The organism is Lysobacter sp. F6437 (assembly GCF_052547215.1).
In genome coordinates this window covers 1189061-1214051 of record NZ_JBQWRB010000001.1, presented here as the reverse complement: position 1 = coordinate 1214051, position 24991 = coordinate 1189061, and the positions used below count along the sequence as shown (strand labels likewise).

General features: G+C 65.6%; 33 protein-coding genes. 29 read left to right on the top strand and 4 right to left on the bottom strand.

Going from position 1 to position 24991, the window contains the following annotated elements; all coding sequences use genetic code 11:
- Positions 1–5: 5 nt before the first annotated feature.
- From rplV to ACT9F5_RS05640, 24 genes are all read left to right on the top strand, one after another.
- A complete protein-coding gene (gene rplV / locus ACT9F5_RS05755; protein WP_445118943.1) occupies positions 6–356 on the top strand; it encodes a 50S ribosomal protein L22 in 351 nt (116 codons plus the stop codon).
- A 3-nt stretch (positions 357–359) separates the two neighbouring features.
- Positions 360–1085: a 30S ribosomal protein S3 gene (rpsC, locus tag ACT9F5_RS05750; RefSeq protein WP_445118942.1), complete on the top strand. Its 726-nt coding sequence runs from the start codon at positions 360–362 to the stop codon at positions 1083–1085.
- Positions 1086–1091: 6 nt separating this feature from the next.
- Positions 1092–1505 carry a 50S ribosomal protein L16 gene (rplP, locus tag ACT9F5_RS05745; RefSeq protein ID WP_332702905.1) on the top strand — a complete coding sequence of 138 codons (414 nt, stop codon included), beginning with the start codon at positions 1092–1094 and terminating at the stop codon, positions 1503–1505.
- Positions 1505–1690, top strand: coding sequence for a 50S ribosomal protein L29 (rpmC, locus tag ACT9F5_RS05740; RefSeq protein WP_445099045.1), 186 nt, complete (start codon positions 1505–1507; stop codon positions 1688–1690). Before rplP ends, rpmC begins: the two co-directional genes overlap by 1 nt.
- A 9-nt stretch (positions 1691–1699) precedes the next feature.
- Entirely contained in the window at positions 1700–1969 is a 270-nt protein-coding gene (rpsQ, locus tag ACT9F5_RS05735; protein ID WP_445099046.1) for a 30S ribosomal protein S17, read from the top strand.
- Positions 1970–1984: 15 nt separating this feature from the next.
- Positions 1985–2353: a 50S ribosomal protein L14 gene (rplN, locus tag ACT9F5_RS05730; RefSeq protein ID WP_332615636.1), complete on the top strand. Its 369-nt coding sequence runs from the start codon at positions 1985–1987 to the stop codon at positions 2351–2353.
- A gap of 15 nt (positions 2354–2368) precedes the next feature.
- The gene (gene rplX, locus ACT9F5_RS05725; protein WP_445099047.1) at positions 2369–2683 is read left to right on the top strand and encodes a 50S ribosomal protein L24; all 315 of its coding nucleotides are present in this window, start codon (positions 2369–2371) and stop codon (positions 2681–2683) included.
- A gap of 11 nt (positions 2684–2694) precedes the next feature.
- On the top strand, positions 2695–3237 hold the full coding sequence (gene rplE / locus ACT9F5_RS05720) for a 50S ribosomal protein L5 (RefSeq protein ID WP_445099048.1): 543 nt from the start codon (positions 2695–2697) through the stop codon (positions 3235–3237).
- Between the two features lie 16 nt (positions 3238–3253).
- Positions 3254–3559, top strand: a complete 306-nt coding sequence (gene rpsN, locus ACT9F5_RS05715; RefSeq protein ID WP_445118941.1) for a 30S ribosomal protein S14 — start codon at positions 3254–3256, stop codon at positions 3557–3559.
- Positions 3560–3704: 145 nt separating this feature from the next.
- Positions 3705–4103, top strand: coding sequence for a 30S ribosomal protein S8 (gene rpsH, locus ACT9F5_RS05710; protein ID WP_445118940.1), 399 nt, complete (start codon positions 3705–3707; stop codon positions 4101–4103).
- 13 nt (positions 4104–4116) lie between these two features.
- Positions 4117–4644: a 50S ribosomal protein L6 gene (gene rplF, locus ACT9F5_RS05705; RefSeq protein ID WP_445118939.1), complete on the top strand. Its 528-nt coding sequence runs from the start codon at positions 4117–4119 to the stop codon at positions 4642–4644.
- 29 nt (positions 4645–4673) lie between these two features.
- Positions 4674–5027 carry a 50S ribosomal protein L18 gene (rplR, locus tag ACT9F5_RS05700; RefSeq protein ID WP_445118938.1) on the top strand — a complete coding sequence of 118 codons (354 nt, stop codon included), beginning with the start codon at positions 4674–4676 and terminating at the stop codon, positions 5025–5027.
- 135 nt (positions 5028–5162) lie between these two features.
- A complete protein-coding gene (gene rpsE / locus ACT9F5_RS05695; RefSeq protein WP_445118937.1) occupies positions 5163–5693 on the top strand; it encodes a 30S ribosomal protein S5 in 531 nt (176 codons plus the stop codon).
- Positions 5686–5886 (top strand): 50S ribosomal protein L30, encoded by a 201-nt coding sequence (gene rpmD / locus ACT9F5_RS05690; protein WP_445118936.1) that lies wholly within the window; start codon positions 5686–5688, stop codon positions 5884–5886. The genes rpsE and rpmD overlap by 8 nt, the downstream gene beginning before the upstream one ends.
- Before the next feature lie 4 nt (positions 5887–5890).
- Positions 5891–6328 carry a 50S ribosomal protein L15 gene (gene rplO / locus ACT9F5_RS05685; RefSeq protein WP_445118935.1) on the top strand — a complete coding sequence of 146 codons (438 nt, stop codon included), beginning with the start codon at positions 5891–5893 and terminating at the stop codon, positions 6326–6328.
- 28 nt (positions 6329–6356) lie between these two features.
- Positions 6357–7694: a preprotein translocase subunit SecY gene (gene secY, locus ACT9F5_RS05680; RefSeq protein WP_445119500.1), complete on the top strand. Its 1338-nt coding sequence runs from the start codon at positions 6357–6359 to the stop codon at positions 7692–7694.
- A gap of 338 nt (positions 7695–8032) precedes the next feature.
- On the top strand, positions 8033–8389 hold the full coding sequence (rpsM, locus tag ACT9F5_RS05675; protein ID WP_332615617.1) for a 30S ribosomal protein S13: 357 nt from the start codon (positions 8033–8035) through the stop codon (positions 8387–8389).
- 10 nt (positions 8390–8399) lie between these two features.
- Positions 8400–8792: a 30S ribosomal protein S11 gene (rpsK, locus tag ACT9F5_RS05670; RefSeq protein ID WP_036212595.1), complete on the top strand. Its 393-nt coding sequence runs from the start codon at positions 8400–8402 to the stop codon at positions 8790–8792.
- 14 nt (positions 8793–8806) lie between these two features.
- Complete coding sequence (gene rpsD, locus ACT9F5_RS05665; protein WP_445099057.1) at positions 8807–9436, top strand: 30S ribosomal protein S4; 630 nt, start codon at positions 8807–8809, stop codon at positions 9434–9436.
- 58 nt (positions 9437–9494) lie between these two features.
- Entirely contained in the window at positions 9495–10493 is a 999-nt protein-coding gene (locus tag ACT9F5_RS05660; protein ID WP_445118934.1) for a DNA-directed RNA polymerase subunit alpha, read from the top strand.
- Positions 10494–10535: 42 nt separating this feature from the next.
- Positions 10536–10910 carry a 50S ribosomal protein L17 gene (gene rplQ, locus ACT9F5_RS05655; RefSeq protein WP_445118933.1) on the top strand — a complete coding sequence of 125 codons (375 nt, stop codon included), beginning with the start codon at positions 10536–10538 and terminating at the stop codon, positions 10908–10910.
- 194 nt (positions 10911–11104) lie between these two features.
- Complete coding sequence (locus ACT9F5_RS05650; RefSeq protein ID WP_445118932.1) at positions 11105–11611, top strand: disulfide bond formation protein B; 507 nt, start codon at positions 11105–11107, stop codon at positions 11609–11611.
- Positions 11612–11718: 107 nt separating this feature from the next.
- Positions 11719–13116: a class II 3-deoxy-7-phosphoheptulonate synthase gene (locus ACT9F5_RS05645; protein ID WP_445118931.1), complete on the top strand. Its 1398-nt coding sequence runs from the start codon at positions 11719–11721 to the stop codon at positions 13114–13116.
- Positions 13117–13166: 50 nt separating this feature from the next.
- On the top strand, positions 13167–14270 hold the full coding sequence (locus ACT9F5_RS05640; protein WP_445118930.1) for a hypothetical protein: 1104 nt from the start codon (positions 13167–13169) through the stop codon (positions 14268–14270).
- On the opposite strand, the gene ACT9F5_RS05635 is transcribed toward ACT9F5_RS05640, so the two are convergent.
- Positions 14271–15878, bottom strand: a complete 1608-nt coding sequence (locus ACT9F5_RS05635) for an amidase (protein ID WP_445118929.1) — start codon at positions 15876–15878, stop codon at positions 14271–14273.
- Between the two features lie 125 nt (positions 15879–16003).
- Complete coding sequence (gene typA, locus ACT9F5_RS05630) at positions 16004–17833, bottom strand: translational GTPase TypA (protein WP_445118928.1); 1830 nt, start codon at positions 17831–17833, stop codon at positions 16004–16006.
- A 149-nt stretch (positions 17834–17982) separates the two neighbouring features.
- On the opposite strand from typA, the gene ACT9F5_RS05625 reads away from it, so the two are divergent.
- From ACT9F5_RS05625 to prpC, 5 genes are all read left to right on the top strand, one after another.
- Positions 17983–18483, top strand: coding sequence for a peptidylprolyl isomerase (locus ACT9F5_RS05625; RefSeq protein ID WP_445118927.1), 501 nt, complete (start codon positions 17983–17985; stop codon positions 18481–18483).
- Positions 18484–18698: 215 nt separating this feature from the next.
- A complete protein-coding gene (locus ACT9F5_RS05620) occupies positions 18699–19904 on the top strand; it encodes an aminotransferase class I/II-fold pyridoxal phosphate-dependent enzyme (protein ID WP_445118926.1) in 1206 nt (401 codons plus the stop codon).
- A 113-nt stretch (positions 19905–20017) separates the two neighbouring features.
- Positions 20018–21001 (top strand): malate dehydrogenase, encoded by a 984-nt coding sequence (locus ACT9F5_RS05615; protein ID WP_445118925.1) that lies wholly within the window; start codon positions 20018–20020, stop codon positions 20999–21001.
- Between the two features lie 64 nt (positions 21002–21065).
- Positions 21066–21950: a methylisocitrate lyase gene (prpB, locus tag ACT9F5_RS05610; RefSeq protein WP_445118924.1), complete on the top strand. Its 885-nt coding sequence runs from the start codon at positions 21066–21068 to the stop codon at positions 21948–21950.
- A gap of 293 nt (positions 21951–22243) precedes the next feature.
- A complete protein-coding gene (gene prpC / locus ACT9F5_RS05605; RefSeq protein WP_445118923.1) occupies positions 22244–23398 on the top strand; it encodes a bifunctional 2-methylcitrate synthase/citrate synthase in 1155 nt (384 codons plus the stop codon).
- Positions 23399–23472: 74 nt separating this feature from the next.
- Here prpC and ACT9F5_RS05600 read toward each other — a convergent pair whose 3' ends face one another.
- Together ACT9F5_RS05600 and ACT9F5_RS05595 are read right to left on the bottom strand one after the other, a co-directional pair.
- Positions 23473–24084: a glutathione S-transferase N-terminal domain-containing protein gene (locus ACT9F5_RS05600; RefSeq protein WP_445118922.1), complete on the bottom strand. Its 612-nt coding sequence runs from the start codon at positions 24082–24084 to the stop codon at positions 23473–23475.
- Between the two features lie 123 nt (positions 24085–24207).
- Positions 24208–24666 carry a cell wall hydrolase gene (locus ACT9F5_RS05595; protein WP_445118921.1) on the bottom strand — a complete coding sequence of 153 codons (459 nt, stop codon included), beginning with the start codon at positions 24664–24666 and terminating at the stop codon, positions 24208–24210.
- Between the last annotated feature and the right edge of the window lie 325 nt (positions 24667–24991).

The following is a 24991-nucleotide window of genomic DNA, read 5'->3' as shown; positions in this document are numbered from 1 at the left end:
CCACTATGTCTTCAAATGACAATGGCGCCAGGGCTGTCCTGCGCAGCGCTCGCATCTCCGCCCAAAAGGCTCGCCTGGTCGCCGACCAGGTGCGCGGCCTGTCGGCCGAACGCGCGGTCAACCTGCTGAAGTTCTCGGACAAGAAGGCTGCCTCGATGATCCGCAAGGTCGTCGAGTCCGCCATCGCCAACGCCGAGAACAACCAGGGTGCCGACATCGACGAGCTCAAGGTCACGACCATCATGGTCGACGAGGGTCCGACGCTGAAGCGTTTCATGGCGCGTGCGAAGGGACGCGGTACCCGCATCCTCAAGCGCACCAGCCACATCACCGTCGTCGTCGGCGAGGGGAAGTAACTCATGGGTCATAAAGTTCATCCGACCGGTATCCGCCTTGGTATCTCCAAGGACTGGAACTCCAAGTGGTTCGCCGGCAAGAAGCAGTATGCCGAGTACCTGATCGCCGACCTCAAGGTCCGCGAGATGCTGCGCAAGAAGCTTGCCCAGGCGGGTATCTCGCGCATCTTCATCGAGCGTCCGGCCAACAATGCGCGCGTCACGATCCACACCGCCCGTCCGGGCGTGGTGATCGGCAAGCGGGGCGAGGACATCGACAAGCTGCGCAAGGAAGTCAGCGACATGATGGGCGTCCCGGCGCACATCAACGTGACCGAAGTGCGCAAGCCCGAGCTCGATGCGCAGCTGGTCGCCGAATCGATCGCGCAGCAGCTCGAGCGTCGCATCATGTTCCGCCGTGCGATGAAGCGCGCGGTCGGCAACGCGATGCGCCTCGGCGCCCTGGGCATCAAGGTCAACGTCGGTGGCCGCCTCAACGGTGCGGAAATCGCCCGTTCGGAGTGGTACCGCGAAGGCCGCGTGCCGCTGCACACCCTGCGCGCCGACATCGACTACGGCTTCGCCGAAGCCAAGACGACGTACGGCATCATCGGCATCAAGGTCTGGGTCTACAAGGGCGAGATCTTCGATTTCTCCCAGGTCGGCCAGGAAAAGCCGGACGACAGCCCGCGCAGCGATCGTGGCGACCGCCGCGACCGTGCGCCCCGTCCGCCGCGCGAACAGAGGTAACGGATCATGTTGCAACCAAAGCGAACGAAGTACCGGAAGGTACACAAGGGCCGCAACGATGGCCTGGCCTGGAGCGGCAACGCCGTCAGCTTCGGCGAGTACGGCCTGAAGTCGACCGCGCACGGCCAGATCACCGCGCGCCAGATCGAGGCCGCGCGCCGTTCCATCAGCCGCTACGTCAAGCGTGGCGGCAAGATGTGGATCCGCGTGTTCCCCGACAAGCCGATCACCAAGAAGCCGATCGAGGTCCGCATGGGCTCCGGCAAGGGCAACGTCGAGTACTGGGTCGCGCAGATCCAGCCCGGTCGCATGATCTACGAGATCGAGGGCGTGGCGGAGGACGTGGCGCGTGAAGCGTTCCGCCTGGCCGCGGCCAAGCTCTCGGTGACCACCACTTTCGTGACCCGGACGGTGCGCTGATGGAACTCAAGCAACTGCGTGAAAAGTCGGCCGACGAGCTCCAGGCCCACCTGACCGACCTGCACAAGGAGAGCTTCGCCCTCCGCATGCAGGCGGCCACCGGCCAGCTCGCCAAGACCCATGAAACCCGCCGGGTTCGCCGCGAGATCGCTCGCGTCAACACCCTGCTGGGTCAGAAGAAGTAAGGACCTGTCATGACCGACAACAATACAGAGAAGGCAGTACGCACGGTCGAAGGCCGGGTCGTCAGCAACAAGATGGACAAGACCGTCACGGTGCTCGTCGAGCGCCAGGTCAAGCACGCGTTGTACGGCAAGTACATCCGTCGCTCGTCCAAGCTGCATGCACACGACGCCGACAATACGTGCAACGAGGGCGACGTGGTCCGGGTTACCGAGATCGCGCCGATGTCCAAGACCAAGAACTGGCGCGTGGTCGAGATCGTCTCGCGCGCGGCCGAATAACGGGGAGGCTGAACCATGATCCAGATGCAAAGCTACCTCGGCGTGGCCGACAACTCCGGTGCAAAAGAAGTGATGTGCATCAAGGTGCTGGGCGGTTCCAAGCGCCGTTACGCCGGTATCGGCGACATCATCAAGGTCACCGTGAAGGACGCGATCCCGCGCGGCAAGGTCAAGAAGGGCGACGTCTATGACGCCGTCGTGGTCCGCACCCGCAAGGGCGTCCGTCGCCCGGACGGCTCGCTGATCCGCTTCGACGGCAACGCCGCCGTGCTCCTGAACAACAAGCAGGAACCGATCGGCACGCGCATCTTCGGGCCTGTGACCCGCGAACTGCGTTCCGAGAAGTTCATGAAGATCGTCTCGCTCGCACCTGAAGTGCTCTGAGCGGAGGAAGAAGACATGAACCGTATCAAAAAGGGTGACCAGGTAATCGTCACCGCCGGCAAGGACAAGGGCAAGAAGGGTGATGTGGTGCGCGTGGCCGGCGACAAGGTCGTCGTGTCCAACATCAACATCATCAAGCGCCACACCAAGCCGAACCCGCAGGCGGGCCAGCCGGGCGGCGTGATCGAGCGCGAGGCGCCGATCCACATTTCCAACGTGATGTTGTTCAACCCGGCCTCGGGCAAGGGTGAGCGCGTTGGTGTCAAGGTGCTGGAGGATGGACGCAAACTGCGTGTGTTCCGCTCCAGCGGTGAGGCGGTCGACGCCTGAGGAATGCTGAAATGACCACCAGGCTTGAAAAGTTCTACAAAGAAGAAGTCGTCCCCGCGCTGACCGAGAAATTCGGCTACAAGAATCCGATGGAAGTGCCGCGCGTCACCAAGATCACCCTGAACATGGGTGTGGGTGAGGCCGCCACCAACAAGAAGATCCTGGAGAACGCGGTCGCCGACATGGCGAAGATCTCCGGCCAGAAGCCGATCGTGACCAAGAGCCGCGTGTCCGTGGCCTCGTTCAAGATCCGCGACGGTTGGCCGATCGGCTGCAAGGTGACCCTGCGTCGCGCCAAGATGTTCGAGTTCCTCGATCGTCTGGTCAACGTCTCGCTGCCGCGCGTCCGCGATTTCCGCGGCGTCTCGGGCAAGTCGTTCGATGGCCGTGGCAACTTCAACATGGGCGTCAAGGAACAGATCATCTTCCCGGAAATCGATTACGACCAGGTCGACGCCCTGCGCGGCATGGACATCGCGATCACCACGACCGCGAAGACCGACGCCGAAGCGCGCGCCCTGTTGGAAGCGTTCCGCTTCCCCTTCCGCAACTAATTTCGAGGATCCACAGATGGCAAAGACCTCCATGGTCAACCGCGACATCAAGCGGGCCAAGCTGGCCGCGAAGTATGCGGTCAAGCGCGAAGAGCTGAAGAAGATCATCTCCAGCCCGACCGCGTCGTACGAAGAGAAGGAAGAGGCGGTGGTCAAGCTGCAGAAGCTGCCGCGCGATTCCTCGCCGAGCCGCCAGCGCAACCGCTGCGCCCTGACTGGCCGTTCGCGTGGCGTCTACGCGAAGTTCGGCCTGGGCCGCAACAAGCTGCGCGAAGCCACCATGCGTGGCGACGTGCCGGGCCTGCGCAAGGCCAGCTGGTAAGTACCGGCCCCGGGACTGGCGTTGGCCGGCAAGTCTGCTAGACTAACCGGCTCGCCAAACAAAAGCGCAACGGCGGTCCGTCCGTGGCGTCACAACTGAAATTCGCAATCGCGCGGATATCGGTGCACTCATCAGGTAATTACACATGAGCATGACTGATCCCATCGCCGACATGTTCGTCCGCATTCGCAATGCGGCCGCGGTCGGCAAGCCCACGGTGAAGATGCCGTCCTCCAAGATCAAGGTGGCCATCGCCAAGGTCCTGCAGGACGAGGGCTACATCCTCGGTTCCAGCGTCACCGATATCGGCGGCGGCAAGAACGAGCTGCAGATCGAGCTGAAGTACTACGAAGGCAAGCCGGTGATCGAGCAGCTGAAGCGCTTCTCGCGTTCGGGCCTGCGCCAGTATCGCGGCAAGGACGACCTGCCGAAGGTCCTGGGTGGCCTCGGCGTTTCGATCATTTCCACCTCCAAAGGCATCATGACCGATGCGCAGGCGCGCCAGCAGGGCGTCGGCGGTGAAGTCCTGTGCTTCGTGGCCTAAGGGAGTAACGACCATGTCCCGAGTTGCCAAGAAGCCGATCGCCCTTGCCAAGGGTGTCGAACTGAACGTCCAGGCCGAGAACGTCACCGTCAAGGGGCCGAAGGGCACCCTGTCGATCGCCAAGCCGGCCGACATCGAAATCAAGGTCGAGGACGGCCACGCCGTGCTGTCGACCCAGGATCCGGATCGCATTCCGCTGACCGGTACCCTGCGCGCGATCGTCGCCAACATGGTGCACGGCGTGTCCGAAGGTTTCGAGCGCAAGCTCGAGCTGGTCGGCGTCGGTTACCGCGCCGCGATGCAGGGCAAGGACCTGAACCTGTCGCTGGGCTTTTCCCATCCGGTGCTGTTCAAGGTTCCGGAAGGAATCACCGTTTCCACCCCGACCCAGACCGAAGTCGTGGTCCAGGGCTCCGACAAGCAGCGCGTCGGTGAAGTGGCGGCCAAGATTCGCGGCTTCCGTCCGCCCGAGCCGTACAAGGGCAAGGGTGTGAAGTACGCCGGCGAGACCATCATTCGCAAGGAAGCCAAGAAGGCCTAACCGGGCTTTCAGCTTTCGAGGACCAGACAATGAACAAGAACATCGCCCGCCTGCGTCGCGCCAAGTCGACCCGTTCGCACATCCGCAAGCTCGGCGTGCCGCGCCTGTCGGTGCTGCGCACCGGCCAGCACCTGTACGCCCAGGTCTTCACCGCGGACGGTTCGCAGGTCCTGGCTGCCGCCTCGACCGTGCAGGCCGACGTCAAGGAAGGCCTGAAGAACGGCAAGAACGCCGACGCCGCCGTCAAGGTCGGCAAGGCGATCGCCGAGAAGGCCAAGGCCGCCGGTATCGAAAAGGTCGCCTTCGACCGTTCGGGTTACCGCTACCACGGTCGCATCAAGGCGCTGGCCGACGCCGCCCGCGAGGGTGGCCTGCAGTTCTAGGCTTTTTGTTCCAGCCGCCGGCGCGGTTTCGCGCCGGGCGCGGCCAGGATTCTTCCCTGCCCGCGAGACACCCGCGGTACTCCACAACCATAAGCGGCCAAGCCGCAACATCACTCAATTCCAGGAACGATAAAGATGGCTAACGAACGTGATTCGCGGGGGCGTGGCAACCGCGACGAGATCGACGACGGCATGATCGAAAAGCTGATCACGGTCAACCGTGTCAGCAAGACCGTCAAGGGCGGTCGCCAGTTCACCTTTACCGCACTGACGGTGGTGGGTGACGGCGCCGGCAAGGTCGGCTTCGGTTACGGCAAGGCGCGCGAAGTGCCGGTCGCGATCCAGAAGTCGATGGAGTATGCCCGCAAGAGCATGCAGACCGTCGACCTCAACAACGGCACCCTATGGCACTCGGTCAAGTCCGGCCACGGCGCGGCGCGCGTCTACATGCAGCCGGCGTCCGAGGGTACCGGCGTGATCGCCGGTGGCGCGATGCGCGCCGTGCTCGAGGCGGTCGGGGTCAAGGACGTGCTGGCCAAGGCCATCGGTTCGCGCAACCCGATCAACCTGGTCCGCGCGACCCTGCGCGGCCTGTCGGAAATGCATTCGCCGGCCCGCATCGCGGCCAAGCGCGGCAAGAAGGTCGAGGATCTGAACCATGGCTAAGTCCAACGAGAACAAGGGCGGCACCGTCAAGGTGCGCCTGGTCAAGGGCCTGCGTGGCAGCCAGGGCCGCCACCGCCTGTCGGTCAAGGCGCTCGGGCTGAACAAGCTCAACGACGTGCGCGAACTGAAGGACAGCCCCCAGGTTCGCGGCCTGATCAACACGGTCCACTACCTGGTCCGGGTCGAGGAGTAATCACATGCATCTCAACACTCTCAAGCCCGCAGAGGGCGCCCGCGAAGACCGCAAGCGCGTCGGTCGCGGTATCGGTTCGGGCCTGGGCAAGACCTGCGGCCGCGGCCACAAGGGTTCGTTCGCGCGTTCGGGCAAGGGCAAGATCCGCGCCGGCTTCGAAGGCGGCCAGATGCCGATGCACATCCGCCTGCCGAAGGTCGGGTTCCGCAGCAAGCTGAAGGACGACACCGCTGAAGTGCTGCTGTACCAGCTGGACAAGCTCGAGGCCGGCGAGATCGATTTCGCCGCGCTGCGCGCCGCCAAGCTGGTGCCGGCCAAGGCCAAGCGGGCCAAGCTGGTTGCCAAGGGCGAGCTGACCAAGAAGTTCGTGCTCAAGGGCGTGCTTGCCACGGCCGGTGCCAAGGCCGCGGTCGAAGCCGCCGGCGGCAAGGTCGAGGAGTAAGCCACGCATGGCGCGCAGCGGTAACGCTATGGCCGGCATGGGCGGCGGGCTCGGGAAGTTCACCGAGCTCCGCCAGCGCCTGTTGTTCGTGATCGGCGCACTGATCGTGTACCGCATCGGTTGCTACATCCCGGTGCCGGGGGTCAATCCCGAAGCCATGCTGCGGCTGATGGAAACGCAGGAGGGCACCATCGTAGACATGTTCAACATGTTCTCCGGTGGCGCGCTGGAGCGTTTCAGCCTGCTCGCGTTGAACGTGATGCCGTACATCTCGTCGTCCATCATCATGCAGTTGATGGTGCAGATCCTGCCCAGCCTGAAGGCCATCCAGAAGGAAGGCGAGTCGGGCCGGCGCAAGATCAACCAGTGGTCGCGCCTGGGTGCGATCCCATTGGCGGTGTTCCAGTCCTGGGGCATTGCGACGGCGCTTCAGGCCGGCGGCGCCAGCCAGGGCATCCCGGTGGTGTACAGCCCCGGCATGGGCTTCGTGCTAACCGCGGTGATTTCACTGACTGCCGGCACCATGTTCCTGATGTGGCTGGGCGAGCAGGTGACCGAGCGCGGCGTCGGCAACGGCGTGTCGCTGATCATCTTCGCCGGCATCGTGGCGGGCCTGCCGTCGGCGGTGTTCGGCATGTTCGAGCAGGTCCGCAACGGCGAAATGGGCACGCTGACCGCGTTGGCGGTTGCCGCGATCGTGTTCGCATGCACCTATTTCGTGGTGTTCGTCGAGAGCGGGCAGCGACGGATCACGGTGAACTACGCACGACGCCAGGGTGGCCGCAGCGCGTACATGAACCAGTCTTCGTTCCTGCCGCTGAAGCTCAACATGTCGGGCGTCATCCCGCCGATCTTCGCGTCCAGCATCGTGATGTTCCCGGCGACCGCCGCGACCTGGTTCAGCCAGGGCGACTCGACATCGTTCATGCTCAGGGTCAGCCAGTGGCTCAACCCGGGCGAACCGCTGCACATGCTGCTGTATGGCGGGATGATCGCCGGTTTCGCGTTCTTCTATACGGCGCTGGTGTTCAATTCGCAGGAAACCGCGGACAACCTGAAGAAGTCGGGCGCGCTGATCCCGGGTATCCGCCCGGGCAAGGCGACCGCCGACTACGTTGATGGCGTGCTGACCCGGCTGACCGCCGCCGGCGCGGCGTACCTGGTGCTGGTCTGCCTGTTGCCCGAGGTGATGCGCAGCCAGATGGGCATTTCGTTCTACTTCGGCGGTACCTCGTTGCTGATCGTGGTCGTGGTGGTGATGGATTTCATTTCGCAGATCCAGGCGCACCTGATGTCGCACCAGTACGAAAGCCTGTTGAAGAAGTCCAACCTGAAGGGATCCCGCGGCGGCCTGGCCGGGCGCTGAGGATCGGAAACACAGTTTTTATGGAATCCCGGGCTCAGCTCCCGGGTTCCAGCAGGGCGACTCGGGCGGCGGTCTCGCGCACGGGTGGGTTCGGACCGATCCGCGCGCCAGAGTAGCGCGCGGTGTCGGGGAGGGCGGCTTGACACCGCCCATCCCGGCAGTCCGGATCCGTCGCCGGAGCATGGGCACACTCCCCATGCCGTGGCACGGCTGCGCCCAGGCGCGGCCATGCTTCCTTGTAACCCGAGACTTTGATATCATTTCTGATTCACTCGCTTGAGTGTTCACGTACGCCGGGTTGTCAGGGCCCGGATGCCAAACCAGTTGGAGATCGCGTTATGGCGCGTATTGCGGGCGTCAATCTGCCTGCCCAGAAGCACGTCTGGGTTGGGCTCCAGAGTATCTACGGCATCGGCCGTACCCGTTCGAAGAAGGTGTGCGACTCGGCCGGCGTGAATTCGTCGACCAAGATCCGCGACCTGTCCGAGCCCGAAGTCGAGCGCATCCGCGCCGAGATCGGCAAGTTCGTGGTCGAGGGCGACCTCCGCCGCGAGATCGGCATGTCGATCAAGCGCCTGATGGACCTGGGTTGCTATCGCGGCCTGCGTCACCGTCGCGGCCTGCCGCTGCGTGGCCAGCGCACCAAGACCAACGCACGCACCCGCAAGGGTCCGCGCCGGGCCATCAGGAAGTAAGGGGTAGATCATGGCCAAGCCAGCACAAGCCAAGACGAAGAAGAAGATCAAGCGGGTCGTCACCGACGGCATCGCCCACGTCCACGCTTCGTTCAACAACACCATCATCACGATCACCGACCGCCAGGGCAACGCGCTGTCGTGGGCGACTTCGGGCGGCGCGGGTTTCCGCGGTTCGCGCAAGTCGACCCCGTTCGCCGCCCAGGTGGCCGCCGAGAAGGCCGGCCGCGCTGCGCTCGACTACGGCGTCAAGTCGCTGGAAGTGCGCATCAAGGGCCCGGGTCCGGGTCGGGAGTCCGCCGTTCGTTCGCTGAACAACGTCGGCTACAAGATCATCAACATCATCGACGTGACGCCCATCCCGCACAACGGGTGCCGTCCGCCGAAAAAGCGTCGCGTCTGAGGAGCTGAAGAAAAATGGCTCGTTATATTGGTCCCAAATGCAAGCTCTCCCGTCGCGAAGGCGTCGATCTCGGCCTGAAGTCGCCGGCCCGTGCGCTTGATTCGAAGTGCAAGCTCGATCAGAAGCCCGGCCAGCACGGTGCGACCCTGCGTCGCGGCAAGCTGTCCGACTACGCCAACCAGCTGCGCGAAAAGCAGAAGGTCAAGCGTATCTACGGCCTGCTGGAGCGTCAGTTCCGCAATTACTACAAGAAGGCTGCTGCCAAGCGCGGCAACACCGGTGAAATCCTGCTGCAGCTCCTCGAGACCCGACTGGACAACGTCGTGTACCGCATGGGCTTCGCGGTGACCCGTCCGGCGGCCCGTCAGCTGGTCTCGCACCGGGGCGTCACGGTCAACGGCAAGTCCGTCAACCTGCCGTCGTACCAGGTCAAGGCGGGCGACGCGGTGGCGCTGTCCGAGCGTGCGCAGAAGCAGTTGCGCGTGCAGGAATCGCTGACCGTCGCGCAGCAGATGGACCTGTCGCCGTCCTGGGTCGAGGTCGACAGCAAGAAGTTCGCGGGCGTGTTCAAGGCGGTTCCGGATCGTACCGATCTGCCTGCCGACATCAACGAAGCGCTGATCATCGAGCTGTTCTCGAAGTAATCCATCTGTTCTTGAGCCCGCGGCCCCCCGGCCGTCGGCTCGCAGGAGACTCCACAACATGACGGTTACCGCCAATCAGGTACTGCGTCCCCGCGGTCCCCAGATCGAACGCCTCACGGGCAACCGCGCCAAGGTCGTGATCGAGCCGCTTGAACGCGGTTACGGCCACACCCTGGGCAACGCGTTGCGCCGCGTGCTGCTGTCGTCGATCCCGGGCTTCGCGATCACCGAAGTCGAGATCGACGGCGTGCTCCACGAGTACACCACCGTTGAAGGCCTGCAGGAGGACGTGCTCGAAGTCCTGCTCAACCTCAAGGACGTCGCGATCCGGATGAACACCGGCGAGTCGGCGACGCTGTCGCTGAGCAAGCAGGGCCCGGGCATCGTGACCGCGGCCGACATCAAGGTCGACCACAACGTCGAGATCCTCAACACCGAGCACGTGATCGCCCACCTGACCAAGGACATGGCGATCAACATGCGGTTGAAGATCGAGCGCGGCTACGGCTACCAGCCCGCCGCCGCCCGTCGCCGCCCGGACGAGGAGACCCGCACCATCGGTCGCCTGATGCTGGATGCGAGCTTCAGCCCGGTCCGCCGCGTCGCGTATGCGGTCGAGGCCGCCCGCGTCGAGCAGCGCACCGACCTGGACAAGCTGGTCATCGACATCGAGACCAACGGCACGATCGACGCCGAGGAAGCCGTGCGCACCGCCGCCGACATCCTCAGCGACCAGCTGTCGGTGTTCGGCGACTTCACCCACCGCGACCGCGGTGCGGCGAAGCCGGCGAGCAGCGGCGTCGACCCGATCCTGCTGCGTCCGATCGACGACCTCGAACTGACCGTGCGTTCGGCCAACTGCCTCAAGGCCGAGAGCATCTACTATGTCGGCGACCTGATCCAGAAGACCGAAGTCGAACTGCTCAAGACGCCGAACCTTGGCAAGAAGTCGCTCACCGAGATCAAGGAAGTGCTCGCCCAGCGCGGCCTTTCGCTCGGCATGAAGCTTGAAAACTGGCCGCCTGCAGGCATCGCCTCGCACGGCATGATGGGCTGAGCAGCGCTTGCCGCTGCGTTATAGAACCTAGGAAACACGACCATGCGCCACCAGAAATCCGGACGCAAATTCAGCCGTACCAGTGCCCATCGCGATGCGATGTTCACCAACATGGCCGCGTCCCTCATCAAGCACGGACTCATCCGTACGACCCTACCGAAGGCCAAGGAGCTGCGTCGCGTCGCCGAGCCGCTCATCACGATGGCCAAGAAGGATGGCGTTGCCAACCGTCGTCTCGCCTTCTCGCGCCTGCGCGACAAGGAAGCGGTCGGCACGCTGTTCGTCGAACTCGGCCCGCGTTACAGCGAGCGTCCGGGCGGCTACCTGCGCATCCTCAAGTGCGGTTTCCGCGCTGGCGACAATGCGCCGATGGCGTACGTCGAGCTGGTCGACCGCCCGCAGGCGGCGGCGGAATAACCGGCTGTTCGGTTCGGCCGGTGCATGCCGGTCGAACATGTTTCCCTGTCGCGATGCATGTCGTGACAACGGGATTGCAGTGATATGAAAGCCCCGGCCTCGCGCCGGGGCTTTCGCGTGTGTGACGAGGGCTGGCCGCACAAGTGCCGAATGCGTCTTTCCAGCGACCCCGCAACCTCGTATCGTGTCGGCCCATGAATCCCGATACCTTCCGCGTCTCCTTTCGCAGCCGCTTCCTGCTCGGCTTCCTCGCCTGTGCCGGCCTGATCGCGTACGCGCTCTATACCCAGTTCCACGATGGCCTGATGCCGTGCCCGCTGTGCATCTTCCAGCGCGTTGCGTTCGCCGCGCTCGGGCTCGTGTTCCTGGTCGGCGGGTTGCATGCACCGCGGGGCGTGGGCGGGCGCCGGGTCTACGGGATCCTGGCCATGCTCACATCGGTGGCGGGAATCGCGGTGGCCGGCAACCACGTACGGTTGCAGCACCTGCCACCGGACCAGGTTCCATCCTGCGGGCCGGGTCTCGACTACATGCTCGACGCGATGCCGATCGGCGGCGTGATCCGCACGGTAATGACCGGGTCGGGTGAATGCGCGAACGTCGACTGGGCCTTCCTTGGGCTGTCGATGCCGATGTGGAGCCTGGTCTGGTTCATCGTGCTCGCCGGCTGGGCGGCCTACGCGGCATTCCGGCGAGGCTGACGGAGGGCGGCGCCGCACCGGCGCGATCCGTTCGTTGCCGACGTAACCGTTGCAGCGTCGACGCGCTCGGCGGATGATGGTTTGCTGCTTCGCAACAACCCAAAGCTATGCCCAACCCAGACCGCAACCTGCATCCCGTCAACCTGCCGACCGGCTGGGACACCCGTTCCTGGCGCGCGCGCACGGCGATGCAGTTGCCGCGCTATTCGGACCCCAATGAGCTCGAAGGCGTGCTCGCCGAGTTGCGCGGACTGCCGCCGCTGGTGACATCGTGGGAGATCCTCGCCCTCAAGCAGCAGATCGCCGACGCGCAGGAAGGCAAGCGCTTCCTGCTGCAGGGTGGTGACTGCGCCGAGACATTCGACGCCTGTTCGTCGGACGTGATCTCCAACCGGCTCAAGGTGCTGCTGCAGATGAGCCTGGTGCTGGTGCACGGGCTGCGCAAGCCGGTCATCCGGGTCGGTCGGTTCGCCGGCCAGTACGCCAAGCCGCGCTCGGCCGACACCGAGACGGTCGACGGCGTCACCTTGCCGACGTATCGCGGCGATATGGTCAATGCACCTGGCTTCAGCGCCGAGGCGCGACGCGCCGATCCGCGTCGGATGGTCAAGGCGCATGCGCGCTCGGCGATGACGATGAACTTCGTCCGCGCGTTGATCGACGGCGGCTTTGCCGACCTGCACCACCCGGAGTACTGGAACCTGAGCTGGGTCGGCCATTCGCCGCTGGCCGACGAGTACCGGCGCATGGTCACCGCCATCGGCGATGCGGTGCGCTTCATGGAGACGTTGTCGGGGCAGGAGGTGCACAACCTCAACCGGGTCGACTTCTACACCTCGCACGAGGCGCTTCTGCTGCCGTACGAGGAATCGTTGACCCGCGAGGTTCCGCGCCATTGGGGCTGGTTCAACCTCAGCACCCATTACCCGTGGATCGGCATGCGCACCGCCGCGGCCGACGGCGCCCACGTGGAGTACTTCCGCGGCATCCGCAATCCGATCGCGATCAAGGTCGGGCCGACGGTAACGCCTGACCAGCTGTTGCGGCTGACCGACATCCTCAATCCGGACGACGAACCGGGCCGGCTGACCTTCATCCACCGTATGGGCGCCGGCCACATCGCCGACAAGCTGCCGCCGTTGCTGGAGGCGACGCGCGGTGACGGTCGCAAGGTGCTGTGGGTATGCGACCCCATGCATGGCAACACCGAGGCCACGGCCAACGGTTACAAGACCCGTCGATTCGCCAACATCGGCAGCGAGCTGGAACAGGCGTTCGACCTGCATGCCGCGGCGGGCACCCGTCTCGGCGGCGTGCATCTGGAGTTGACCGGCGAGGATGTCACCGAATGTCTCGGCGGCGCCCGCAAGCTGACCGAGACCGACCTCGAGCGCGCGTACCACTCGACCGTCGACCCCCGCCTGAACTACGAGCAGGCGCTGGAGGTGGCGATGCTGATCGTGCGCAAGCAATCGAACATCGGCGGGCCTGCCGGCACCGACTGAAGGCGCCGTGCTAGCCTCGGCGCCCAGTCGATGGCAGGGCAGGCATACCGATGTCGATCTTTTTTCGCATTGTCGCGGGCGGGATGCTGCTGACACTTGCCGCAGGCGTCTGGACGCAGGCCGGGCACTCCCCGCAGGTCAGCCTGGTCTCCCAGGACAGCGGCGTCGACGTCCGCCTGCGTGGAATTTCCGCAGTCAGCGACAAGGTCGCCTGGGCCAGCGGTGGCGAGGGTACGGTGCTACGGACCGTCGACGGCGGCCAGCATTGGCAGGCCATCAGGGTGCCCGGCGCGGCCGGCCTCGACTTCCGTGACATCGAAGGCGTCGATGCAGACCACGCGGTGGTGCTGAGCATCGGTCCCGGCGAGGCGTCGCGTGTCTACCGCACCGGCGACGGTGGCCGGAGCTGGCAACTGGCTTTCCAGAATCGCGATCCCGATGCGTTCCTGGACTGCATGGCATTCGAAGGGGCGCATGGGGTGATCCTCGGCGACCCCGTGGCTGGCCGTTTCCAGGTCCTCGAAACCCATGACGGCGGCGAACACTGGACGTTGCGTGGCGACAGCCCGGAAAGCGCCAGCGGCGAGGCGGCGTTCGCGGCCAGTGGCACTTGCATTGCACTGAGCGGCGGCAACATCGTATTCGTCACCGGTGGCGCCAAAGCGAGGGCGCACTACCTGATCGATGTCGAAGGCGGCGAACCTCCGCGCTGGCAGGCGACACCCGCCGCGGACACGCCGCAGTTGCCATCGGCTGGCTACTTTTCGGTGACTACCGCGCTGCAAGGGTTCATTGCGGTTGGTGGCGACTACGAGCAGCCCGATACCGACGGGCTGCTGGCGACATGGCCAATGCAGCGTGCGTCCGGATCCTCCGCCACGCTCGGATACAGCGCACAACCGGGCCCCGCCGGCTATCGTTCGGGCATCGCCTGCACGGGCGGCGCAGCCAACTGCATCGCGACCGGGCCTTCGGGCACCGACTGGTGGAATGGCGAAGCCTGGACGGCGCTGTCGTCGCTGGGTTTCGACGCGGTCGCCATTGTCGGCGACACGGGATGGGCCAGCGGAGAGGGCGGCCGGATCGCCCGAATCAAGCTCGGTGCAGCCGACGTCTTGACGGTGGACGCGGCACCCGAAGACAGCGGCGACTGATCAGTCGCTGCTGGCCCACGGCGAAAGGGTCGGCAGAAACCGGGGTGGAGTGCGTGCCTGCGTCGCCTGTTCCAGCGCGTAGGCCAACCCGATCAGTTCCGCCTCGCTCCATTCGGGTCCCATCAGGATTGCACCGACCGGCAAGCCGTGGACGTTGCCGATCGGCACCGTCACGCTGGGATAGCCGGCCACCGCGGCCGCGCCATAGCCGGCGCCGCCGAAGTGGTCGCCGTTGACCAGGTCCGTTACCCACGCCGGGCCGGTGGCGGGTGCGATCAGTGCATCGAGGTCGTCGTGTTCCAGTGCCGCATCGATGCCTTCCGGTCCGGCTAGCCGCTTCGCCTTGCTCGCCGCCTCCAGGTAGTCGGCTTCGTCGAGTGATCCCTTTTCCTGCGCCTGCAACAGGATCTCCTGCCCGAACCACGGCATCTCGCGGTCGGCATTGGCTTTGTTGAACTCGATCAGTTCCGCCAGTGAGCCGACCGCCGCTCCACTGTCGCGCAGGTAGCGGTTGAGTCCATCCTTGAACTCGTACAACAACACGGAGTATTCGGCGTCGCCCCAGTTGCCCGCGGTCGGGATCTTGCTGTCGACCACGGTCGCGCCGGCGGCCGTCATCGCCGCGATCGCACGTTCCATCGCAGCGTCCAGTTCCGGGTTCCTGCCCATCGCGTCGCGCAACACGCCGATCCGGGCGCCGTCGAGCGAGGCCGGGTCCAGGGCCTCGGTGTAGTCCGCCAGCCGGTGTGGGGCCGCGGCTTCGGTGGCGGGGTCGGCCGGGTTGCTCGCACTGGCCATCACGCCCAGCAGCAGTGCGGCGTCGGCAACGCTGCGGGCCATCGGCCCCGCGGTATCCTGCGATTGCGCGATCGGGATGATGCCGCTACGGCCGACCAGGCCAACCGTCGGCTTGATCCCGACCAGTCCGGTCATCGCCGCCGGACAGATCACGCTGCCGTCGGTCTCGGTACCGACGCCAGCCGCCGCCAGGCTGGCTGCGATCGCCGCGCCGGTGCCGCTGCTGGAACCGCAGGGGCTGCGGTCGAGCACATACGGATTGCGGGTCTGGCCACCGCGCGCGCTCCAGCCCGAACTCGAGCGGGTCGAGCGGAAGTTGGCCCATTCGCTGAGGTTGGTCTTGCCGAGGATCACCGCGCCGGCCTCGCGCAGCGCACGCACCAGCGGTGCATCGGTCTTCGGTCGATGTCCGGCCAATGCCAGTGAACCGGCCGAATTCACCATCGGGGTCGCATCGATGTTGTCCTTGAGCAGCACCGGGATGCCATGCAACGGCCCGCGCACACGGCCGGCACGGCGTTCCGCATCCAGCGTGGCGGCTTCATCGAGGGCGTCCGGGTTCGTCTCGATCACCGCATTGAGTGTCGGGCCTGCATCGTCGATCGCGGCAATGCGGTCGAGATAGGCTTGGGTCAATGCATGGCTGGTGAGTCCGCCGTCGGCCATCCGTGCCTGCAACGTGGCGATGTCGAGTTCGGCAACTTCGGGCGGAGTGGCGTCGCCCTCCGATGCGGATGGCCGTGGCTCCGGCGGGGCATCGCTGCAGGCGAGCAGGCAGGCGGACAAAGCGGCGCAGAGCAGCAGGCGCATCACGACTCCCGGTTTTCCCGATGGCCCGTCGAGGATAGCCCGTCCAGGCCGATGGTGGCCGGGCAAGTTCCCGGCATGAAAAAGCCCCGCCGAAGCGGGGCTTTTTCCAAACGGTGGTGCCTGGATCAGGCGCTGCGCGAGGCGCGCTTGCGATCGCTCTCGGTCAGGTGCTTCTTGCGCAACCGGATTTCCTTCGGGGTGACCTCGACCAGTTCGTCATCCTCGATGAAATCCAGTGCTTGCTCCAGCGAGTACTTGATCGCCGGGGTAAGCTTGATCGCGTCATCCTTGCCTGAGGCGCGCATATTGGTCAGCGGCTTGGTCTTGATCGCGTTGACCGTCAGGTCGTTGTCCTTCGAGTGGATGCCGATCAGCTGGCCCTCGTAGACGTTGTCGCCCTCGGCGGCGAACAGCTTTCCGCGCTCTTCCAGCGGCCCCAGCGAGTAGGCGGGGGTGGCGCCGGCGGCATTGGCGATCATCACGCCGTTCTGGCGCTTGGCGATCGCGCCGACTTCGCGCGGACCGTAGTGGTCGAACACGTGGAACAGCAGGCCGGTGCCCTGGGTCAGCGTCTTGAACTCGTTCTGGAAGCCGATCAGGCCGCGCGCCGGGATCATGTAGTCCAGCCGCACGCGTCCCTTGCCGTCGGACTCCATGTTGGTCAGCTGGGCCTTGCGGATGCCGAGCTTCTCCATCACGCCGCCCTGGTGCGGCTCCTCGATGTCGACCACCAGCTGCTCGACCGGCTCCATCTTCTGGCCGTCGATCTCCTTGATGATGACCTCCGGGCGCGACACCGCCAGCTCGAAGCCCTCGCGGCGCATGTTCTCGATCAGCACCGACAGGTGCAGCTCGCCACGGCCGGAGACCAGGAACTTGTCCGGATCGGAACCTTCCTCGACCTTCAGCGCGACGTTGTGCAGGGTTTCGCGCTCAAGCCGCTCGCGGATCTGGCGGCTGGTGATGAACTTGCCGCCGCTGTGCTCCTTGCTGCCGGCGAACGGCGAGTTGTTGACCTGGAAGGTCATCGAGATGGTCGGCTCGTCGACGGTCAGCGCCGGCAGCGCCTCCGGGGCGTCCAGCGCACAGATGGTGTCGGAGATGCTGAGGTCGGCCACGCCGGAGATCGCGATGATGTCGCCGGCCTCGGCTTCCGGCACCTCGACCCGCTCCAGGCCCATGAAGCCCAGCACCTGCAGCACCTTGCCCTGGCGCTTCTTGCCTTCGCGGTCGACCACGCTGACCGGCATGTTGGTGCGGACCTTGCCGCGCTGGATGCGGCCGACGCCGATCAGGCCGACGAAGTTGTTGTAGTCCAGCTGGCTGACGCGCATCTGGAACGGGCCTTCCATGTCGACTTCCGGCGGCGACACGTGCTTCATGATCGCTTCGTACAGCGGGGTCATGTCGCCGTCGCGGGCACTGTCGTCGAGGCTGGCGTAGCCATGCAGCGCCGAGGCGTAGACGATCGGGAAGTCGAGCTGCTCGTTGGTCGCGCCGAGCTTGTCGAACAGGTCGAACACCTGGTCGATGACCCAGTCCGGCCGCGCGCCCGGGCGGTCGATCTTGTTGACGACCACGATCGGCTTGAAGCCCATCGCGAACGCCTTCTGGGTGACGAAGCGGGTCTGCGGCATCGGGCCGTCCATCGCGTCGACCAGGATCAGCACCGAGTCGACCATCGACAGCACGCGCTCGACCTCGCCACCGAAGTCGGCGTGTCCCGGGGTGTCGACGATGTTGATCCGGTTGCCCTGCCAGGTGATGGCGGTGTTCTTGGACAGGATCGTGATGCCACGTTCCTTTTCCTGGTCGTTGCTGTCCATCACGCGCTCGGCGAGCACGGTGCGCTCGGAGAACGTGCCGGACTGCTTGAGCAGGCAATCGACGAGGGTGGTCTTGCCGTGGTCGACGTGGGCGACGATGGCGATGTTGCGCAGGCGTTCGATGGACATGGGGAAGGGCGCCGCAGCGCTACTTTTCTGCAAGGAAGTCGACCAGTATATCGTGATTGTGTCGTCGCGAGGCGACCGGTCCGGCGTGGGTTAAACTTGGCGGTCTGGGCGCTACCAGCGCCCCCGACCCCCATCCCCCGGAGCACGCCATGAGCCTGATCGCCACCTTCGACACCGACCGCGGCCCGATCCGCATCCAGCTGGAGCCCGAGAAGGCGCCACTGACCGTCGCCAACTTCGCCAACCTGGCCAAGCGCGGCTTCTACGATGGCCTCAACTTCCATCGCGTGATCAACGACTTCATGGTCCAGGGCGGCTGCCCGCAGGGCTCGGGTACCGGCGGCCCGGGTTACCGATTCGAGGACGAGACCAAGAACGGCCTCAGCCACGAGCGCGGCGTGCTGTCGATGGCCAATGCCGGCCCGGGGACGAATGGCAGCCAGTTCTTCATCACCCATATCCAGTGCCCGTGGCTGGATGGCAAGCACACCGTGTTCGGCAAGGTGCTCGAGGGTCAGGAAGTCGTCGACAGCGTCAAGCAGGGCGACAAGATCAAGTCGGTCAAGCTGGAAGGCGACGTCGATGCGGTGCTGGCCGCCAAGGCCGACCGCGTGGCCGACTGGAACAAGACCCTCGACGCCGGCGGGTAAAGCGCCTACCCGGCGTTCCCGGGGCTCTTTGTAGGAGCGGCTTCAGCCGCGATCATGGAACCGATCGTCCGCGCCGATTCCCGATCGCGGCTGAAGCCGCTCCTACAGGTCCATCGGTTCGCGGGCCGGGGCGAATTAGTTTCACGTGGTACCATTTTCCGGCTCACCGGCCGCTGCCGCGGCCGTTTTCGACCACTCCCACCGAGGTCACCAAGATGCCCCAGCTCGCCCGGCGCATCGGTCGCGCCAAGCCCAGCGCGATCATGCAGATTGCCGAGAAGGCCAAGCGCCTGAAGTCCGAAGGCCGCGACATCATCAGCTTCTCGATCGGCGTCCCGAACTTCCTGCCCGGCGAGCACGTCTACCAGGCCGCCCGCGAGGCGCTGGAGCACGACAGCGGCCAGTACGGCAGCAACCGCGGCGCCGACGCGATGCTCGACGCGTTCCTGCAGCACATCGAAAAGATCGGCCTGACCGGCTACGCCAAGGCCAACCTGGCCACCGGCGTCGGTGCCAAGCACGTGCTCTACAACCTCGCCGAGGCACTGCTGGACGAGGGCGACACCATCGCCTTCCCGACCCCGTACTGGACCAGCTACCTCGACATCGCCGAGATCGTCGACGCCAAGGTCGACCTGCTGCCGTGCCCGCCCGAGCAGGACTACAAGCTGACCCCGGCCCAACTCGACGCCGCGCTGGCGAAGAAGCCGCGGGTGTTCCTGTTCAACAACCCGTCCAACCCGACCGGCATGGTCTACGGCAAGGACGAAATCGCGGCGCTGGCCGACGTCATCGCCAAGTACCCCGACACCTGGATCATCACCGACGACATCTACAACCGGATGGTGTTCGACGGCGTCGGCTACCACAACTTCGTGCACGCCCGTCCTGAGCTGAAGGACCGGGTGATCTTCGTCGACTCGCTGTCCAAGACCTACGGCATGCCCGGCTGGCGCGTCGGCTTCATGGCCGGCCCGGAAGTCGTGGCGCAGGCCGTGGTGACGATGAACTCCAACCACATCACCAGCCTGCCGGAAGTCGTCAACGCCGCGGCCACCGCCGCGCTGTCGGGTCCGCAGGACGTGCCCGACGCCAAGTGCGCCGAGTTCCAGGCCAAGCGCGACCAGGTCATGGACGTCATGGACTCGATCCCCGGCGTGGTCTGCCCGCGGCCGCAGGGCGCGTTCTACGTGTTCCCCGACATCAGCTGCGCGTTCGGCAAGACCCACGCCCCGACCGGCAAGGTCGTCGGCAACGACGTCGATTTCTGCAGCGTGCTGCTGGAAGCCAAGGGCGTGGCCTGCGTGCCGGGCTCGGCGTTCGGCGAACCGCGCGCGCTGCGCATCAGCTACACCTGCCCGACGCCGCAACTGGCGCCCGGCATCGAGCGCTTCAAGGAATTCTTCAGCGAACTGAGCTGAAGCCGCCGCTGTGCCGGGTGGACCGTCCGGCGCGGCGCTGTATTCGAACAGCCGTTCGCGGTGAACTACCGCGAACGACGATCCCACCGTCACCAAGTTCCCGGAGATCGACCATGAAATCCCCCGTCCGCGTTGCCGTTACCGGCGCTGCCGGCCAGATCGGCTATTCCCTGCTGTTCCGCATCGCCTCGGGCGAAATGCTGGGCAAGGACCAGCCGGTCATCCTGCAGATGCTCGAGCTGCCGATGGAAAAGGCCCAGGCCGCGCTCAAGGGCGTGATGATGGAGCTGGAAGACTGCGCGTTCCCGCTGCTGACCGGCATGGTCGGCACCGACGACGCCGAGGTCGCGTTCAAGGACGCCGACATCGCCCTGCTGGTCGGTGCGCGTCCGCGCGGCCCGGGCATGGAGCGCAAGGACCTGCTGCTGGAGAACGCCAAGATCTTCACCGCCCAGGGCGCCGCGCTGAACAAGGTCGCCAGCCGCGACGTCAAGGTGCTGGTGGTTGGCAACCCGGCCAATACCAACGCCTACATCGCGATGAAGTCGGCGCCGGACCTGAAGGCGAAGAACTTCACCGCGATGCTGCGCCTGGACCACAACCGCGCGTTGTCGCAGCTGGCCAACAAGGCCGGCGTGCCGGTCGGCGACATCCGCAAGCTGGTGGTGTGGGGCAACCACAGCCCGACGATGTATCCGGATTACCGTTTCGCGACCGTCAACGGCGAGTCGCTGAAGGACAAGATCAACGACGCCGACTGGAACGCCAACGAGTTCATCCCCAAGGTCGGCAAGCGTGGCGCGGCGATCATCGAGGCCCGCGGGCTGTCCTCGGCGGCCTCGGCGGCCAACGCGGCGATCGACCACATCCACGACTGGGTGCTCGGCAGCGATGGCGAGTGGGTGACCATGGGCGTGCCGTCCGACGGCAGCTACGGTATCCCCGAGGGCGTGATCTACGGCGTGCCGGTGATCTGCAAGGACGGCGAATACACCCGCATCGAGGGGCTGGAGGTCGACGAGTTCAGCCGCGCGGCGATGGACAAGACCCTCGCCGAGCTCGAGGAAGAGCGCGAGGGCGTCGCCCACCTGCTGTAACGACTACGAAGGCGGCTCCGGTCGCCTTCGTGCTTTGAGGCTGTCACGTTACCGAGAGGTTGCAATGTCGTCATCCGTTTCCAATGGCACCCGTTTCCGCGAAGCGGTGAAGGCCGAATCCCCACTGCAGGTCATGGGCGCGATCACCGCGTACGCCGGGCTGATGGCCAAGCGCACCGGCTACAAGGCGCTGTACCTGTCCGGTGGCGGCGTCGCCGCCAATTCGCTGGGCATGCCCGACCTCGGCATCTCGACGATGGAGGACGTGCTGACCGACGCCCGCCGCATCGTCGAAGCCACCGCCATGCCGCTGCTGGTGGACATCGATACCGGCTGGGGCGGGGCGTTCAACATCGGCCGCACGATCCGCAACTTCGAGCGCATCGGCGTCGCCGCCGTGCACATGGAGGACCAGGTCGGGCAGAAGCGCTGCGGCCACCGGCCGGGCAAGGAAGTCGTGTCGAAGGGCGAGATGGTCGACCGGGTCAAGGCCGCGGTCGATGCGCGCAGCGACGCGGGCTTCGTGATCATGGCGCGCACCGATGCCGCTGCGGTCGAGGGCATCGATTCGGCGATCGAACGCGCGGTCGCCTACGTCGAGGCCGGCGCCGACATGATCTTCCCCGAGGCGATGAAGTCGCTCGACGACTACCGCAAGTTCAAGGCGGCGGTGCAGGTGCCGATCCTGGCCAACCTGACCGAGTTCGGCTCGACCCCGTTCTTCACCACCGACGAGCTGCGCGACGCCAACGTCGACATCGCCCTGTACTGTTGCGGCGCCTACCGCGCGATGAACAAGGCGGCGCTCAACTTCTACGAGACCGTGCGCCGCGAGGGCACCCAGAAGAACATCATCGACACCCTGCAGACGCGCGCCGAGCTGTACGACTTCCTCGGCTACCACGAGTACGAAGAAAAGCTCGACGCGCTGTTTGCCCTCGACAAATGATCCGCGGATGGTCGGCCGACGGAGCGAACAGGTATTCGACGCCATCCCGGCGCCGGACCCCCTGTACCGTTCTCCGCCGGCACGTTCCTTCGCCCCCGACCGCGGCGAGCGCGATGCGGCTCGCCACGGTCGTTGCGACACGCCGGTCGCGTCCAAGGCCAATGCTTTCCCTCTGTCCTTGAAAACGATACCGGCCCACGGGACAGGTCACCGCCGCACGCAATCCCCGTGGCACGGCACATGCTTGGGATGTACGCGGACCGCCCAGATTTACAACTTCCAGGAGCACTCAGATGACTGAATCCACCGCCCCCGTCCCGCCCAAGGCCAAGAAATCGGTTGCGCTGAGCGGCACCGCCGCGGGCAACACCGCGCTGTGCACGGTTGGCCGCAGCGGCAACGACCTGCATTACCGCGGCTACGACATCAAGGACTTGGCGACGAAGTCGACCTTCGAGGAAGTCGCCCACCTGCTGGTGCACGGCGCGCTGCCGACCCAGTCGCAGCTCAACGCCTACCGGACCAAGTTGCGCCGCCTGCGCGGGCTGCCGGCGATCGTCACCGAGGCGCTGGAGCTGGTGCCGGCCAACGCCCACCCGATGGACGTGTTGCGCACCGGTTGCTCGGTGCTGGGCACCGTGCTGCCCGAACGCGACGGCCACCCGGCCAGCGAGGCGCGCGACATCGCCGACCGCCTGATCGCCAGTTTCGGGTCGATGCTGCTGTACTGGTGGCACTTCACCCGCAACGGCCGCCGCATCGACGTCGAGACCGACGACGAATCTGTCGCCGCGCACTTCCTGCACCTGCTGCACGGCGAAGCACCGAGCGCGCTGCACGCCGACTCGCTCGACAAGTCGCTGGTGCTGTACGCCGAGCACGAGTTCAACGCCTCCACCTTCGCCGCGCGCGTGATCGCCGGCACCGGTTCGGACATGTATTCCTGCCTCACCGGCGGTATCGGCGCGCTGCGCGGACCCAAGCACGGCGGCGCCAACGAAGTGGCGATGGACATCATCAGCCGCTACGACACCGCGGACGAGGCCGAGGCCGATATCCGCGCACGCATGGAGCGCAAGGAGATCGTCATCGGCTTTGGCCACCCGGTGTATACCGTCGGCGATCCGCGCAACCCGATCATCAAGGAGATCAGCCGCAAGCTGTGCAAGGACGGCGGCAACCAGGTGCTGTTCGATGTCAGCGAGCGCATCGAGAACCTGATGATGGACAGCAAGAAGATGTTCCCGAACCTCGATTGGTACTCGGCCTCCGCGTACCACATGATGGGCATCCCGACCCCGATGTTCACCCCGCTGTTCGTGATCGCCCGCACTACCGGCTGGAGCGCGCACGTGATCGAGCAGCGCGAGGACGGCAAGATCATCCGTCCCAGTGCGAACTACACCGGGCCGGAGGATCGCGACTACGTGGCGATCGACAAGCGCTGACAGCGTCGACCCGGTGACATCAAAAAAGGCCGCTCATCGAGCGGCCTTTTTCGTGATCGCATCGATGCCGGGAATCAGTCGAGACCCTCGGCGGTCAGCACCGCCCGCACGCCTTCGTCGGCATCCATCCGCGCCTTGAAGGCGGCCAGGTTGTCGAGGCCGGACAGGTCGATCCCGAGCCCGTGCGCCCAGCGCAAGGTGATGTACAGGTACGGGTCCGCGAAGCTGCGGAAGCCGGCCAGCCATTCCCGTCCGGCAAGCTGCGCATCGGCGCGCTCGAACACGCCACGCACGCGCTTGCGTGCGGCGGCCTTGATCGCGTCGTGCTGGCCTTCGTCGGGGTGGAAGGCGCCCGGGTTGAACAGCGGAGTGAAGGCGGGGTGCAGGTCGGAGTTGGCGAACGACAGCCAGCGCGCTGCCTCGGCGCGTTGTCGCGTGCTGCCGTCACCGCCCAGCCCGGCTGCGGGGAAGGTGTCGGCGATGTAGCCCATGATCGCGGCGTTCTGGGTCAGCACGAAGTCGCCGTCGACGATCGCGGGGACCGCACCGGCCGGGTTGATCGCCAGGTACTCCGGCGCCTTCATCGCCTCGCGGCTCAGGATCTCCACTTCGAACGGGCCACCGGTCCATTGCAGCGCGATGTGGTCGGCGGTCGAGCAGGCGCCCGGCTTGGTGTAGAGCTTCATGCGGCCTCCATGGGGAATCGTCGAAAACGCAAAACGGGCCGATGATTGTCATCGACCCGTCGTGGATTTTCGTGCGCATCGCCGTAACGCAGTGTCACGGCAACGGCCTTGCCAGCGGCCCGCTTACGTCCCCTGCGGTTTCAGGTTCTGCACCTTGAGGAAGGTGTGGTCGCCGATGACCGCCACCTGGTACGCGTTTCGCCAGCTCGGGCTGGCCAGCGACAGCGCCGCGAAGTGGCTGGCACCCGGCACGATCTCCTGGCGCTCGCCGACCGGCAACTGCCAGTTGCGCTGGGCTTCAAGCGCGATGGTGACCGACTCGGCCCAGGCCTCGGTATTGCTCAGGCGCGTGTTGGGCGACACCAGCGACGGCGCGAACTGCTTCCGCGCGGTCACCACCTCGCACACGCTGTTGCCCCAGAGACCGCTGTCGCGACGACGCAGGGCGACCTCGGCGACGGCCTGCTGGCCGCGCTCGGACTGGTCGCGGGCTTCCAGGTACAGGGTGGTGCTCAGGCAGAGCGAATCTGCGGTTTGCGGTGGCAGTACCGAGGCCAACCACAGGATCCAGGCCAACTTCATGCAGAACTCCTTGCTCCGTTGCGCCGGCCGCACTGGGGCAACCGCTCCTGGAACAGGAAGACGGGAGCCGAGGGGCGAACCGGCATGGCGTATTGGGGAGGGCGGCGGCTCTGTGGCGCGCTTTGCCCCGTCACCGTGATCCCGCAGAAGGCGGGGCGGTGGTGGGTGCCACCTGCTTGGGTGGCTGGAAAGTTGCGGCAAGGTAGCGGTCGTTAACTAAACGACAGCTGAACAAGTGGTCCGGCAGCAGGGGGTCTGGCTCGTGCCCGGGGTGTGATGGTGCGCGCGAAAACCACGCCTGTTCAGGCTTTCGCCCGGGCCTCCG